The sequence below is a fragment of the Sphingomonas sp. PP-F2F-A104-K0414 genome, from assembly GCF_004340945.1.
Lineage (GTDB): Bacteria > Pseudomonadota > Alphaproteobacteria > Sphingomonadales > Sphingomonadaceae > Sphingomonas.
Genome location: NZ_SLYD01000001.1, coordinates 92,114 through 106,524, shown reverse-complemented (window position 1 = coordinate 106,524; position 14,411 = coordinate 92,114). Strand labels below are relative to the sequence as shown.

Genomic DNA, 14,411 nt, shown 5'->3' with positions numbered 1-14,411 from the left:
TGTCAGAACCGTGCGACGGCTTCAAGCGCGAGCAGATACGAAAGCGCGCCGAAACCCGCGATCGTACCCTTCGCCGCCTGTCCGACCAGGCTCACATGCCTGAACGATTCACGCTTGTGGGGATTGGAAAGATGCACTTCGATCACCGGCGTCTTCACGCCCTTGATCGCGTCGTGCACCGCGACCGAGGTATGCGTGAACGCACCCGCGTTGAGGATCACGGCTTTCGCCCCACGCGCCTGCGCCTCCTGGATCCAGTCGACGAGATGCCCCTCGTGATTCGACTGGCGCATGTCGATCTCCAGGTCGAGCTCGCGGGCGCGGTCCTCCAGCATCCCGGCGATGTCGTCGAGCGTTTCGTCGCCATAGATTTCCGGCTCGCGCGTTCCCAGCAGGTTGAGGTTGGGGCCGTTCAGGACGAATATCGTATCGGGCAAGGGCGGCCTTTCGGTTACGGGTCGGTTGCGGGTGCTGCGGAGCGGTCTCTATATGCGCGTCACGCCATTCCTTACAGGCCCGTCTCGCGACAAGTCGAGCCGCGCCTTCGCTATATAGTGGATCACGCACCCATGCCCCATGCCGATGGCACCGTCTCGATCACCGTCAACGGCGAGCACAAGCGCGTCTCCGCCGGGCTTTCGCTCGCTGGCCTCGCGACCGAACTCGGCCTCGTACCCGAGAAGATCGCGGTCGAGCGGAACATGGAAGTCGTGCCGCGCTCGACCTTGGCCAACGTGATGGTCGAGGACGGCGACGATCTCGAGATCGTGCATTTCGTCGGAGGCGGCGACCATGAGGACAGCTGGACCGTCGCCGGCCAGACCTTCAAGTCGCGGCTGATCGTCGGCACCGGCAAGTACAAGGATTTTGCGCAGAACGCCGCCGCGGTCGAGGCGTCGGGCGCGGAGATCGTCACGGTCGCCGTCCGTCGCGTCAACGTGTCGGACCGCAACGCGCCGATGCTGACCGACTTCATCGATCCGAAGAAGATCACCTACCTCCCCAACACCGCCGGCTGCTTCGATGCCGAATCGGCGATTCGCACGCTGCGACTAGCGCGCGAGGCGGGCGGCTGGGAACTGGTGAAGCTCGAAGTGCTCGGCGAGGCGAAGACGCTGTATCCCGACATGGTCGAGACGCTGCGCGCGACCGAGATCCTGGCCAACGAGGGCTTCAAGCCGATGGTCTATTGCGTCGACGATCCGATCGCCACCAAGCGCCTGGAGAATGCCGGCGCGGTCGCGATCATGCCGCTGGGCGCGCCGATCGGCTCGGGGCTCGGCATCCAGAACCGCGTGACGATCCGGCTGATCGTCGAGGGGGCAGGGGTACCCGTGCTGGTCGACGCCGGCGTCGGCACCGCGTCGGATGCTGCGGTGGCGATGGAGCTCGGCTGCGACGGCGTGCTGATGAACACGGCCATTGCCGAGGCGAAGGACCCGCTGATGATGGCGGCGGCGATGAAGGCCGCGGTCGAATCGGGGCGGCTCGCCTACCGTGCCGGGCGGATGGGGCAGCGTCGCTATGCCGATCCGTCGAGCCCATTGGCGGGCTTGATCTGAAACATAGGTCATGACGCAAACGTCACGGAACCCACGGTAAAGACGGCCGTTATACCTTAGCAAGTTCAAGCGGCCCGGTTGGCGGGTCCGCAGAAGCAAGTGGAGGCTCTGATGGGCGAGTTCACCGACAAGGTCGCAGCAGCAGGCAACAAGGTTGCAGGCAACGTCAAAGAAGCCGTCGGCAAGGCGACCGACAACGAGAAGCTGGTAGCAGAAGGCGAAGCGCAGCAGGCCAAGGGCACTGCGCAGAACGTCAAGGGTAGCGTCAAGGGCGCACTCGGCGACGACATCTAAGCTTTGGCTTGATGTGAGAATACAGGCCGCTTCGGGAAACCGGGGCGGCCTTTTCTTTGCGCAACGTGTCCTAGCACCACCCCGGCGAAGGCCGGGGCCCAATTGGGGGACGATTCTGATTAAGAACAGCGCGCCCTTACATCGGCCATGCCCATTGGGCCCCGGCCTTCGCCGGGGTGGTGCCTTCGCCGGGGTGGTGCAGAGAACCAAACCGCCTTGCCCAACCCGCCAACCTCCCCCACGAGCACCCGCATGACCCTCCCCACTCGCACCTACGCCGCCTTCCTGTTCGACATGGACGGCACGATTCTCACCTCGATCGCGTCCGCCGAGCGCACCTGGACCAAATGGGCGATCGCGCATGGCCTCGACGCCGCGACGTTCGTGCCGACGATCCACGGCGTGCAGTCGGTCGAGACCGTTCGCCGCCTGAACCTCCCCGGCGTCGACCCGGTCGCCGAAGCCGCGGCGATCACTGCCGCCGAGATGGAAGATGTCGACGATATCGAACCGATCGCCGGGGCTGCTGCGTTCCTGGCCAGCCTGCCGCCCGAGCGCTGGACGATCGTCACCTCGGCACCGCGGGCGTTGGCCGAAGTCCGGTTGAAGGCTGCCGGCTTGCCGATGCCTGCCACCATGATCGCAGCCGACGACATCCCCAACGGCAAACCCGCACCGGACTGCTTCCTCGTCGCGGCCGAACGGCTCGGCGTTGCGGCGGGCGATTGCCTCGTGTTCGAGGACGCCGCCGCCGGGATCGCCGCGGGCGAAGCGGCGGGAGCGGACGTGCTGGTTATCACCGCCACGCATTCGCACGGTGTCGCGACGTCACATCCGACGGTGGTCGATTATGTCGGGTTGTCGGTCGCGGTCGGGCCGGACGGTCTGGTCGTCACGCGAGACTGACGCCCCGCCCTTCGTCATCCTGACGAAAGTCAGGATCCAGAGCCACGAAGCGCACCGACGGTTACCCTGGATCCTGACTTTCGTCAGGATGACGGAGGTGAGGGTAGCATCTGGGGCTCAGAACAGCCCCTCGATCAGCCCTTCGTCGTTCAAATGAATCGCCTCCGCTGCGGGCACGCGCGGCAGGCCCGGCATCGTCATGATCTCGCCGCAGATCGCGACGACGAACCCCGCACCCGCCGCAAGGCGGACTTCGCGGACCGGCACGATGTGACCGGTCGGCGCGCCCAACAGAGCGGGATCGGTCGAGAAGCTATACTGCGTCTTGGCGAGGCAAACGGGCAGATGGCCGTAGCCCGCATCCTCCCAGCGCTTGAGTTGCGCGAGCACGCTCGGCTCCGCGACCGCATGCTCCGCGCGATAAATCCGCCGCGCCACGGTGTCGATCTTGTCGAACAGCGACAGTTCGTCGCCATAGATCGGCGCAAACCCGCCACCATGCGTCTCGCAGATCTCGGCGACCGCGTCGGCCAGTTCGACTGCGCCCGCGCCCCCGTCGGCCCAATGCCGGCACAGGATCGCGCGCGAACCGTGCTGGGCAGCGGCCTCGACGATCGCCGCGATCTCGGCGTCACTGTCGGTGTAGAAATGGTTGATCGCGACGATCGCGGGGACGCCGAACTGGCGGATGTTCTCGATGTGGCGGACAAGATTGACCGCGCCCTTGCGGACCGCCTCGACATTCTCGTGCGCGAGGTCGGCCTTCGCGACGCCGCCGTTCATTTTCAGCGCGCGCGCGGTTGCGACGATCACGACCGCGTCGGGGGCGAGGCCCGCCTGGCGGCACTTGATGTCAAAGAACTTTTCCGCGCCCAAGTCCGCGCCGAAGCCCGCTTCCGTCACCACGTAGTCGCCGAGCGAAAGCGCTGCCCGCGTCGCGATCACCGAGTTGCAGCCGTGCGCGATGTTGGCGAACGGCCCGCCATGGAGGAACGCGGGCGTGCCCTCGAGCGACTGGACGAGGTTGGGCTTGATCGCCTCCGCCAGCAGCACCGCCATCGCGCCGTCGGCCTTCAGGTCGCGCGCGGTAACGGGCGTGCGGTCGCGCGTGTAGGCAACGACGATATCGCCGAGCCGGCGTTCCATGTCGGCCAAGTCGTTCGCAAGGCACAGGATTGCCATCACTTCGGAGGCGACGGTGATGTCGAAGCCCGACTCGCGCGGATACCCATTGGCGACGCCACCGATCGACTGGACGATATCGCGCAACGCACGGTCGTTCATGTCGAGCACGCGGCGCCAGACCACGCGACGGACGTCGATCTGGAGCGCGTTGCCCCAGTGGATGTGGTTGTCGATCATCGCCGCGAGCAGGTTGTGCGCGGCGGTGATGGCGTGGAAATCGCCCGTGAAGTGGAGGTTGATGTCCTCCATCGGCGCGACCTGCGCGCGTCCGCCCCCGGTAGCGCCGCCCTTTGTGCCGAAGCAGGGCCCGAGCGAGGGTTCGCGGAGTGCGAGGACGGCTTTGCGCCCGGTATGGCGCAGCGCGTCGGCGAGACCGATCGAGGTGGTGGTCTTGCCTTCGCCTGCCGGGGTCGGGTTGATCGCCGTGACGAGGATCAGCCGGCCCTTGGCGCCCGATTTACGCGTTTCGAGCCAGTCGAGCGCGATCTTCGCCTTGAAGCGGCCGTAAGGCTCGATCGCCGCGTCGGGGATGCCGAGGCCGTCCGCGATGGTAGCGATGGGGCGCAGCGCGACGCTGCGGGCGATGGCGATATCGGTGTCCATGCGGATCGGCCTAGCGAGGGTCGCGACAGGTTTCCAGATGCTAAGCTGGCGCGGGCGACGGCATTTCCGTAAACGCGACCGCAATGACGGATACCGACAGCAAGACGCCCGAGACTTCCTCCGGAATGACGACCGCTTTGACCACCGTGTTCGCGGTCGCGTGCGGCATGATGGTGGCCAACCTCTATTACGCACAGGCGCTGATCGGCGAGATCGCGCCGGCGCTAGGGCTTCACGGCAGCACCGCCGGGCTGATCGTGACGCTGACGCAGCTCGGCTATGGCGCGGGCCTGCTGCTGATCGTGTCGCTCGCCGATCTGGTCGAGAATCGCCGGCTTATCCTGATGATGGTCGCGGGGACGACGGTCGGCCTGATCGGCGTCGTATTCTCCAACGGCGCCATGAGCTTCCTACTATTCTCGTTCGTTACCGGCTTCTGTTCGGTCGGAGCGCAGATCATGGTGCCGCTCGCCGCGCACCTGGCGCCGGATGCCAAGCGCGGCCAGGTGATCGGCAACATCATGGCCGGGTTGATCACCGGGATCATGCTCGCGCGGCCGCTGGCGAGCGGGCTCGCGTCGGTGGCCGGATGGCGCGCGATCTTTGCCGTGTCGGCGGTGGCGATGGTCGCACTCGCGCTGTTGCTGGCCAAGATGCTGCCCGAGCGGCGACCGAGCCCGGGTCTCGGCTATGGCCAGATCCTTGCGTCGAGCTTCCGGCTGCTCGCGCGGACGCCGGCGATCCGGCGGCGGACGGCGTATCAGGCGACGATGTTCGCGATCTTCAACCTGTTCTGGACCGCGGTGCCGCTGGTGCTCGCGCGGAAGTTCGGTCTGGGACAAGTCGGTATCGCTCTGTTCGCGCTGGCGGGAGCGGGCGGTGCGCTGACCGCGCCGATCGCCGGCCGGTTGGGGGACCGCGGCTATATCCGGATAGGGACCGGGATCGCGCTGGGCAGCGCTATCCTCGCCTGCATGGTCGCGGGCTGGGCGGGCGCAGTGCACATGCTGATCGTGCTGGCGCTCGCGGCGGTGCTGCTCGATGCCGCGACGCAGTTGAACCAGGTGCTCGGCCAGCGCGTGATCTATTCGATCGCGCCCGAGGCGCGCGGGCGGATCAATGCGATCTACATGACCGTCGTGTTCCTCGGCGGGGCGGCGGGATCGATGCTGGCGTCGTTCAGCCTGTATCATGGCGGCTGGACCGCGACGATGGCGGTTGGCGGCGGGCTGGCGGTGGCGGCGTTCGCGCTGTTCCTGACCGAGCCGCGCGGCGATCACATCCTGAGCGGATCCGCGTAACCAGTGAGTTCGAGATAGCCGCTGCCGCCGGCCGTGCGGACCGCGCCCTCCCAATAGACCGGCATGCCGCTGCGCCGTGCGTCGAGCTCCTGATCGGCGAATAGCGGGTTCAGGTCGAACCGGCGGACGCCTTCGGGCAGGCGGATGCTGAGCCGTTGCGTGACGGGGTAGAGCGCGCCGGTGCGCGGCGAGCGCCACTGCCTGAGCGGATCAAAGCGGACGTCGCCGGGCGCGAACCGGACGACGCGGCCATCTGCGCGACGGAGCGAGCCGCCGGCCCAGACCTGTTTGCCGCCAGCCCCCCGGATCCGGAACGCCATCAGCGCGCCGCCATCGTCGAGGTTGAGCCCGGTCCAGTCCCAGCCGACCGCACCGCCGCCGAGATAATCCGACGACCATTCGCGATCGAGCCACGCCTGGCCGGTGACCGGCTGCGCCTTCCTGTCGCGGGTGAGGCTTCCCGTGATGGCGAGGTGAGGGACCGAGTAATAATAGCTCGCCTGCTCAGGGCGGGGGCCCTTCTGGCTGTAGCCATCCTGGCCTTCGAGCAGCGGGGATTGGCGTGGAGTGAGGGTCAGCGCGAGCGCGAAGTCGGGCGTCGCGACGGCAGTGACGAAGCGACCGTCGGGGAGGCGGCGGATCCGCCAGTCGCGCAAGGTCACGTCGGTGTCGCCAATCCGGGCTTGGGCAAGGCCGAAGCCGGCGCGGGCTGCGCGTTCGCCGTGGAGTAGATGGCCGATGTTCGGGTCCGACAAGGCGGCATGCGCGAACAAAATCTGCTTTGGCGCGAACCGGCTGGGGTTGGCGGCGTCGGTTTTGGGTGTGGTGCGGAAGAAGGTGATCTGGAAGCCGAGATCACGGCCTTCGCGGGTCTTGAGCAGGCCGGTGACGTACCACCATTCGGTACGGAATGCGGGGTGGGCGCCGTGCTCGCGCGGGAAGGCGAAGCGCGCGCCGGGGCGGACGACGGGATAATCGGTCGCGGCAGGCATCGCGGCGGTCAGCGCGAGCGCGGCGACGGTGAGAACGGATTTGACCGAGCGGCGCATCACCAATCCTCCCTGACCATGCGGACCGCGTCGGCGGCAATCGCGCGGCGTCCGGCGAGCGTGGCGGTTCCCGCGGCGGCAATGACCAGTGCGCCTGCGACGCTGACGACAATACCCCAGGGCACCCGCGTTGCCATCGTCCAGTTGAACGACTGCGGATTGATAACGTGGACGAGAACCTGTGCCATGATGCCGCCGAGCGCTATGCCAGCGATCTCGCCGACCAGCCCGAGCAGCGCGCCTTCGCTGGCCAGCATCGCGATGATCTGGCGTTTCGAGACGCCGATGTGGCGGAGCATGCCGAACTCGCGCGTGCGGGCGATGGTCTGCGCAGACATCGTCGCAGCGACCCCGGCCAGCCCGACGAGGATCGCGACCGCCTCGAGCAGATAGGTGACGGCGAAGCTGCGGTCGAACAGTTCGAGCGCGTAGCGGCGCAATGTCGCCGGTTGGGCGATCGAGATCAGGCTGGCGAGCGCGCGGGGGGAGCGGGCGGCGAGCGCGCGTTGGACTTCGCGGGCGTTGGCGGCGGGGCGAAGCGTGATCGCCGCCTCGGTGCGGGTAAGGTCGCCCGTCGCCTTCGCATAGTCGGTGTCGCGGATGACGATTGCTCCCTGCTGTCGGGCATAGTCGCGCCAGATGCCGGCGACCGCATAGCGACCGGCGAGCGGAAGCGTGACGGGTGCGCCGACCTTCCAGCCATAAAGCCGGGCGGCAGGTTCGGAGAGCCAGATCGGTGTCGTGCCGGCGGGGAGACGCTCGGCCTTGTCGAGCAATACCAGCGTCGGATCCTCGCCGTCAGCGACCGGACGGGCGATCAGAGTCACGGGGGGACGATCGGCGCGAAGCGTAAGCGGCACCTGACGGCTGAACGCGATGCGGGCCACGCCGGGCGTCGCGCGGAGGACCGCCTGCGCGGCGGGATCATAGCCGGTGCCACCCTCGACCCGCAGATACAGGTCGTCCGACAGGATCTGGCCGAGCCATTCGTCGACCGCGCCGCGGAAGCTGGTGACCATTACCGCCATCGCGATCATCAGCGCGGTACTGGCGACGATCCCGCACAGCGCGGTGGCGGCCTGGCCGGGGGCGCCGTGAAGATGACGGATTGCGAGGCCCGTTGCGACGTTGCGGTCCGGGCGGCGGGCGAGGGGGCTCAGCAACGTCCGCGCGAGCCAGGGCATGCCGGCGATGCCGCCCGCAAGGATCAGCGCCATGCTCGCAAACCCGAACAATGGCAGTCCGCCGATCGCCGGAATCAGCGCCGCGACGCCGCCGACCGCGATCAGGACCGCGGCAGGGATCCAGGGTACCGGCGTGCGCGGATCGATCACGTCGCCCGCATTGCGCAGCGCGGCGGCAGGCGCGGCACGGGCGGCGATACGCGCCGGGAGGACGCTGCCCGCGACCGCTGCGAGCAGCCCGAGCGAGAAGAAGCCGACCGCGACGGCGGGGGCGAAGGTCAGACGGACGCTGCCATCGGCGAAATAGCCTGCGCCGAGATCGCCACCGAACCGGGTCAGCGCGGCATAGGCGAGCGCATAACCGAGCAGCAGTCCAAGGCTCGCCCCGATCACGCCGATCGCGAGACCTTCGAGCGCGACGGTGGCGACGATCCCGTTGCGTGGCAGGCCAAGCGTGCGGATCAGGGCGAAGGCCCGCAGCCGGCGCGCGACCGACAGCGACTGCGCGGAGAACACCAGAAAGCCGCCGGTCAGCAACGCGACGAGCGCGAGCATGTCGAGGTTGACGCGATAGGCACGCGACAGCGCGTCGCTGCGCGAGGCATCGCTGGCGCTGGTCCCGATCGTCGCGTCGCGCGGCAGGATCGTGGCGAGCGCGGCTGTCGACGCCCCATCTGCCTGCTTGACGTCGATCCGGTCCAGCCGGTCCAGCCTGCCGAACCGCCACTGCGCAGTGGCGATGTCGACGACGCCAATCGCCTGGCCTTCCGCGACGCCGGGAAGGGCACCGGCGATGCGCAACGGCGTGGCCCGACCGTTCGCGGCGACGGTCAGCCTGTCGCCCGGCTTGGTGCCGATAGCGCGCATCGCCGCTGACGAGAGGAACAGCGCTTGTTCATCGAACGCGTCGTCGGTGCGACGGTCGATCCCGGCGGGCGCGATGCCGACCAGCGACGGCGTAACCTGTGCCGCGCGGATCACGTCGAGACCCAGCAGCGTGAAGCGCGCTTTGCCGGCTGTGGCGCGTAGCACGACGACCGGACTTGCATCGGCGACGCCGGACGCAGTCGAGACCCTGGCGTACAGCGCCTCGTCAAAGCCCAGCGGTGTGGTCGCGTTGACCTGGACATCCGCGCTGCCGTTGACGGTCCGCAGCGCGCCTTCGAACGACGTCAGCGCCGACCCGTTGACGAGATGAACCGCGAAGCCGAGCGCCACGCCGATCGCGATCGCAACCGCGGTGAGGGCGAGCCGGGCAGGGTGCGCACGCCATTCCCCGCCGATCAACCAACCCAGCGCAAGCCGCGCCGACACGAGGCTCACGGCCGCCGTTCCAGACCCGTCGCGGTCAGTGTCAGGACGACGTCCGCAATCGCCGCGGCGGCTTCGGAATGCGTGACGATGATCGCCGCGGCCCCGTCCTCGCGGACTGCCGTTGAGAACAGGTCGAGAACACTTGCCGCGGTATCGGGATCGAGATTGCCGGTCGGCTCGTCGGCGAGAATGATTGCTGGGCGATGGACGAAGGCGCGAGCGATCGCGACGCGCTGCAATTCGCCACCCGACAGATCGCGCGCATAGCCATCGCCGCGAGCGCCGAGACCGACGCGATCGAGCATATCGTCGGCGCGCGCGGCTAGCGCCTTGCGATCGGCGGACACGAGCGCGAGCGGCAAAGCGACGTTTTGACGCAGCGTCAGATACGGCAGGACGTGAAACGCCTGGAAGACGAAGCCGACCCGCGTCGCGCGGAGACGGGTCAACGCGGCTTCATCGAGCGATCCGAGATCGACGCCCTCGACCACGACATGCCCGGCATCGGCGCGGTCGAGACCGGCGAGGATATTGAGCAGCGTGGATTTTCCCACGCCGCTCTCGCCGACGATCGCGATCAACTGGCCACGCTGGGCGACCAGGTCGAGATTGCGGAACAGTTCGCGACCACCGGGCACCGACTTTGCAAGACCCGAAACGCGCAGAAGGCTATCGTCAATCATGCGTCGCTCATGCCATGCGCGCCGAGCTTGCGACAGTGACACGAGAGTGCGCTAGGTTGCTTTTCCGACGCATATGCCGGGACGAGCAAGGGCCTCACCCGCCAGATACGATAACTGATTTAACATAATATATATTATCGATCTTGCAGAGGTGGTGAGATTGATACCGGATACAGAGCGTTCGTGATCCCCGGCCACCAATTGCCTGTCAGCAGCGCAATGAGCGTCGCGCTTTGGTGACGTCGCGCGCTATGGCGATACGATAGGTTGATGACAGGCAGATGATTTCGATGATCGAACGGTTGGTGTCCATCATGGCGCGGTTGCGCGATCCGGTCGACGGATGCGAATGGGATCGCGTGCAGACGTGGTCGACGATCGCGCCCTACACGATCGAGGAAGCGTATGAGGTTGCCGATGCGATCGCGCGCGACGATCCTGCCGATCTCAAGGACGAGCTTGGCGACCTGCTGCTCCAGGTCGTGTTCCACAGCCGCATCGCCGAGGAATCGGGCGCGTTCACATTGGCCGATGTCGTCGCCGCGATCAGCGACAAGATGGAGCGCCGCCATCCGCATATCTTCGGCGATGTCGCGACCTCGCCGGGATGGGAAACGATCAAGGCGGCGGAGCGTGCGGGGAAGTCCGATCCCAGCGCCTTGGCCGGAGTCGCGATCGGCCTGCCCGCCTTGTCGCGCGCCGAGAAACTGCAGAAGCGCGCAGCACGCATAGGGTTCGACTGGCCCGATTCGGCAGGGCCGCTCGCGAAGGTTTTTGAAGAAATCGAGGAAGTTCGCGAAGCTGGCTCAGATACCGTGGTAGAAGAAGTCGGCGACCTGCTGTTCGCAGTGACGAACTGGGCGCGTCATCTCGGCATCGATCCGGAGGCGGCGTTACGCGCCGGCAATGCGAAGTTTGAGGCGCGGTTCAGGGCGATCGAGGCCGATGGCGGCGATGCTTTCGCCGCCATGACACTCGATCAGAAGGAAGCCCTGTGGCAGGCGGTCAAGCGTCGCGGCGGATGAACCGATCGTAGTCGTTTTCGGACAGCCGCACGTCGTAAGTCGTCTCGAGTTCGTCATCCAAGCTGCCAAGCACCTCACCGTGCGCATGCAACCATGCTGCTCCCGCCCCGTCGGTCGCATCGAGCGTGATGCTGTAGCGACGATGCGCGCCGGTAAGCTTGGCGGCGACCTGGTGGATCAACTCATCCACCCCTTCCCCGCTCAGCGCCGAGATGGCGACGACGTCGTCGCGGTGCGCAGCTTGGCCGGCGATCTCGTCATGCGTATCGGCATCGAGCAGATCGAGCTTGTTCCAGACCTCGAACCGCGGCGTGTTTTCATCCACGCCGATCTCGGCCAGCACGGTCTCGACGTCGGTGCGCTGCGCCTCGGTATCGGGATGCGCGATGTCACGAATATGGACGAGCAGATCGGCGGACACGACCTCCTCGAGCGTCGCCTTGAACGCCGCGACCAGCTGCGTCGGCAGGTCGGAGACGAACCCGACCGTGTCCGACAGGATCGCCTTGTCGATGCCGGGCAGCTGGATTTGCCGCAACGTCGGGTCGAGCGTGGCGAACAGCAGGTCCTCCGCCATCACGTCGGCGCCGGTGAGCCGGTTGAAGAGCGTCGACTTACCCGCATTGGTGTAGCCGACGAGCGCGATCACTGGCCACGGCGCACGCTGGCGCCGCTCGCGGTGAAGCCCACGGGTGCGGCTGACCTGCTCCAATTCGCGCTTCAACCGGGCCATCCGGTCGCGGATCAGGCGGCGATCCGCCTCGATCTGGGTCTCGCCCGGACCGCCGAGGAAGCCGAAGCCACCGCGCTGGCGTTCGAGATGGGTCCAGCTCCGTACCAGCCGGCCGGCCTGATAATCGAGATGCGCGAGTTCGACCTGCAGGCGTCCCTCGGCGGTCGCTGCGCGCTCGCCGAAGATCTCGAGGATCAGCCCGGTGCGATCGATGACCTTGGTCTCGAGCGCCTTTTCGAGATTGCGCTGCTGGACCGGGCTGAGACTCGCGTCGAACACGACGAGCCCCGCCTCTTCCATCCGCACCTGGGTCGCGAGCAGTTCGACCTGACCGCTGCCTATCAGCGTCGCCGGCTTGGGCTGACGAACGCGGTAAGCGATCCGCTCGACCACCTCGACGCCGATCGCCGCGGCGAGACCGGCGGTCTCCTCCAAGCGAGCATCGACGTCGCGCGATGCGTCACCCTGGTCGGGCAACACCACGATCGCGCGCGTACCGCGGGTGAACTCGTCCCGATCGCGTTCGAAACCGCTACTCAATCGTCATGGTCCGCGTCATCGACATCATCCGTATCAGTGGGTTCCTCGGCGAGGTTCAGCGGGCGCGCCGGCTGGATCGTCGAGACCGCGTGCTTGTAGACGAGCTGTGCCATGCCTTCGCGCTGGAGAAGCATGCAGAACAGGTCGAAGCCGGCGATCTGGCCCTGCAGCATGACGCCGTTGATCAGGAACATCGTCACGCTGTCTTCGGATTTCCGCACCGCGTTGAGGAAAATGTCCTGCAGCAACGGGTGCTTCTTCTGGTTCTCTCCAACCGCGTCCACGATCGCCGACACGTCCATCGGTCCGGCGGGCATGATCGTCGAAATGGCGTGCTTGTAGATCAGCTGCGACTGGCCGTCGCGGCGGAGCAGCACGGAAAAATTATCGAACCATGTGACGATGCCCTGGAGCTTCACGCCCTTGACGAGGAACATCGTGACCGGCGTCTTGGAGCGCCGGAGTGCATTCAGGAAGAGGTCCTGAAGCGAGCCTGGTTTATCGGCCAATGGGATAACCCTTTGTTTTTGGCGGGACTTTGCCCGCAAGGCGCTGTTTCCCAGCGTCGAAGATGCACCCGGTTACCGGGCACCGTATATGATCTATGATCGCCACCCCAATAGTTCCAGAGGGGGGCGAAATTGCGGCGCCTTATTCGTCGCGTGTTTCGGTGATGCCGAGGAGCTTCAGTTTGCGGTGGAGCGCCGATCGCTCCATGCCGATGAAGCTCGCCGTCCGCGAGATGTTTCCCGAAAAGCGCCGGATCTGGACGCGGAGATATTCGCGTTCGAACGTCTCCCGTGCTTCCCGCAGCGGCGATCCCATGATCGCGGTGCCGCCCGCCGCGCCCATGTCGCCCTGATCGCCAAGCACTTCGGCGGGCAAAAGGTCGATGTCGATCCGGCCGATCCGGTCGCCCGGTGCGAGGATGATCGTCCGCTCGACGACGTTGCGCAGCTGGCGGACGTTACCGGGCCAGTCATAGGATTGCAGCGCGACCATCGCGTCGGCTGCGATCTCGGGCGTCGGCACGCGGCGTTCGGACGCGTAATGCGCGATGAAATGCTGGACCAGCGCGGGGATGTCCTCGCGGCGATCGGATAGCGGCGGGATCGTCACGGGGACGACGTTGAGACGGTAGTACAGGTCTTCGCGGAACCGACCCTCGGCGATCTCGAACACGAGATCGCGGGCCGTCGCGGAGACGACGCGAACGTCGACTTTCACCACTCGGGTGCCGCCGACGCGCGTGAAACTCTGGTCGGTCAGCGCGCGCAAGATCCTCGCCTGCGTGGTGATCGGCATGTCGGCGATCTCGTCGAGGAACAATGTGCCGCCATGTGCCTGCTCGAACAGGCCGGGACGGACGAGATCACCCGCTTCCTCGACGCCGAACAGTTCCTCGTCGACGCGCTCGGGGGTCATCCGTGCGGCGCTGACGACGATGAACGGCGCGTCGGTGCGCAGGCTCCAGCCGTGCAACAGCCGGGCGGCGACTTCCTTGCCGACCCCTGCCCCGCCCATGATGAGCACGCGGCTGCCGGTCGCGGCGACGCGCTTCAGCGTGGCGCGGACGCCGTTGATCGATCCCGAACTGCCGGTGAGATCGGTCTCGCGGCCGACGGTTGCTCGCAACGTCGCGACCTCACGACGCAACCGCTCGGTCTCGGTGGCGCGCGCGACCATCAGCAACAGGCGCTCGGCCTCGAACGGCTTTTCGATGAAATCGGAGGCGCCGCGGCGGATGGCGGCGACCGCGGTGTCGAGATTGCCGTGGCCCGAGATCACCAGCACCGGGATCGACGGATCGCGCCGCTTGATCTCGTCGAGCAATTCTAGCCCGTCGAGCCGCGAGCCTTGCAGCCAGACGTCGAGCAGCACCAGCGATGGTCGCCGCGCGGCAATCGCCTCTAGCGCGCTGTCGCTGTCGCCAGCATCGCGCGTCGCATAGCCTTCGTCCTCCAGGACGCCGGCGACCAGTTCGCGAATGTCACGTTCGTCGTCCACGACGAGAATATCGAGCGCCATCAAA

13 protein-coding genes are annotated in these 14,411 nt (G+C 66.8%); 5 read left to right on the top strand and 8 right to left on the bottom strand.

Annotated elements, in window-relative coordinates; all coding sequences use genetic code 11:
- Positions 1–2: 2 nt before the first annotated feature.
- The gene (aroQ, locus tag C8J46_RS00540) at positions 3–437 is read right to left on the bottom strand and encodes a type II 3-dehydroquinate dehydratase (protein WP_056062978.1); all 435 of its coding nucleotides are present in this window, start codon (positions 435–437) and stop codon (positions 3–5) included.
- A 132-nt stretch (positions 438–569) separates the two neighbouring features.
- Here aroQ and thiS point away from each other — a divergent pair, with 132 nt between their 5' ends.
- From thiS to C8J46_RS00525, 3 genes are all read left to right on the top strand, one after another.
- Entirely contained in the window at positions 570–1,562 is a 993-nt protein-coding gene (gene thiS / locus C8J46_RS00535) for a sulfur carrier protein ThiS (protein ID WP_132734077.1), read from the top strand.
- 111 nt (positions 1,563–1,673) lie between these two features.
- The gene (locus tag C8J46_RS00530; RefSeq protein WP_056050734.1) at positions 1,674–1,856 is read left to right on the top strand and encodes a CsbD family protein; all 183 of its coding nucleotides are present in this window, start codon (positions 1,674–1,676) and stop codon (positions 1,854–1,856) included.
- Positions 1,857–2,108: 252 nt separating this feature from the next.
- Positions 2,109–2,762, top strand: coding sequence for an HAD-IA family hydrolase (locus C8J46_RS00525; protein ID WP_132734075.1), 654 nt, complete (start codon positions 2,109–2,111; stop codon positions 2,760–2,762).
- 117 nt (positions 2,763–2,879) lie between these two features.
- On the opposite strand, the gene C8J46_RS00520 is transcribed toward C8J46_RS00525, so the two are convergent.
- Positions 2,880–4,550 carry a formate--tetrahydrofolate ligase gene (locus C8J46_RS00520; RefSeq protein ID WP_132734073.1) on the bottom strand — a complete coding sequence of 557 codons (1,671 nt, stop codon included), beginning with the start codon at positions 4,548–4,550 and terminating at the stop codon, positions 2,880–2,882.
- A gap of 83 nt (positions 4,551–4,633) precedes the next feature.
- Here C8J46_RS00520 and C8J46_RS00515 point away from each other — a divergent pair, with 83 nt between their 5' ends.
- Positions 4,634–5,851 (top strand): MFS transporter, encoded by a 1,218-nt coding sequence (locus C8J46_RS00515; protein ID WP_132734071.1) that lies wholly within the window; start codon positions 4,634–4,636, stop codon positions 5,849–5,851.
- Here the strand turns inward: C8J46_RS00515 and C8J46_RS00510 are convergent.
- From C8J46_RS00510 to C8J46_RS00500, 3 genes are read right to left on the bottom strand one after another with little or no spacing between them, the layout of a single operon-like run.
- Complete coding sequence (locus C8J46_RS00510; protein WP_132734069.1) at positions 5,827–6,900, bottom strand: carotenoid 1,2-hydratase; 1,074 nt, start codon at positions 6,898–6,900, stop codon at positions 5,827–5,829. The genes C8J46_RS00515 and C8J46_RS00510 overlap by 25 nt on opposite strands.
- Positions 6,900–9,407: an FtsX-like permease family protein gene (locus C8J46_RS00505; RefSeq protein ID WP_132734067.1), complete on the bottom strand. Its 2,508-nt coding sequence runs from the start codon at positions 9,405–9,407 to the stop codon at positions 6,900–6,902. Before C8J46_RS00505 ends, C8J46_RS00510 begins: the two co-directional genes overlap by 1 nt.
- Positions 9,404–10,081, bottom strand: coding sequence for an ABC transporter ATP-binding protein (locus C8J46_RS00500; RefSeq protein WP_132734065.1), 678 nt, complete (start codon positions 10,079–10,081; stop codon positions 9,404–9,406). The genes C8J46_RS00505 and C8J46_RS00500 overlap by 4 nt, the downstream gene beginning before the upstream one ends.
- Before the next feature lie 290 nt (positions 10,082–10,371).
- Between C8J46_RS00500 and mazG the strand changes: the two genes are divergently transcribed.
- Positions 10,372–11,106: a nucleoside triphosphate pyrophosphohydrolase gene (mazG, locus tag C8J46_RS00495; RefSeq protein WP_132735240.1), complete on the top strand. Its 735-nt coding sequence runs from the start codon at positions 10,372–10,374 to the stop codon at positions 11,104–11,106.
- Here the strand turns inward: mazG and hflX are convergent.
- The 3 genes from hflX to C8J46_RS00480 form a co-directional block, all read right to left on the bottom strand.
- A complete protein-coding gene (gene hflX, locus C8J46_RS00490) occupies positions 11,087–12,379 on the bottom strand; it encodes a GTPase HflX (RefSeq protein ID WP_132734063.1) in 1,293 nt (430 codons plus the stop codon). The two genes, mazG and hflX, sit on opposite strands and share 20 nt — an antisense overlap.
- Positions 12,376–12,927, bottom strand: a complete 552-nt coding sequence (gene hfq, locus C8J46_RS00485; RefSeq protein WP_132734061.1) for an RNA chaperone Hfq — start codon at positions 12,925–12,927, stop codon at positions 12,376–12,378. Before hfq ends, hflX begins: the two co-directional genes overlap by 4 nt.
- A gap of 103 nt (positions 12,928–13,030) precedes the next feature.
- Positions 13,031–14,407: a sigma-54 dependent transcriptional regulator gene (locus C8J46_RS00480; RefSeq protein ID WP_132734059.1), complete on the bottom strand. Its 1,377-nt coding sequence runs from the start codon at positions 14,405–14,407 to the stop codon at positions 13,031–13,033.
- Positions 14,408–14,411: the final 4 nt, after the last annotated feature.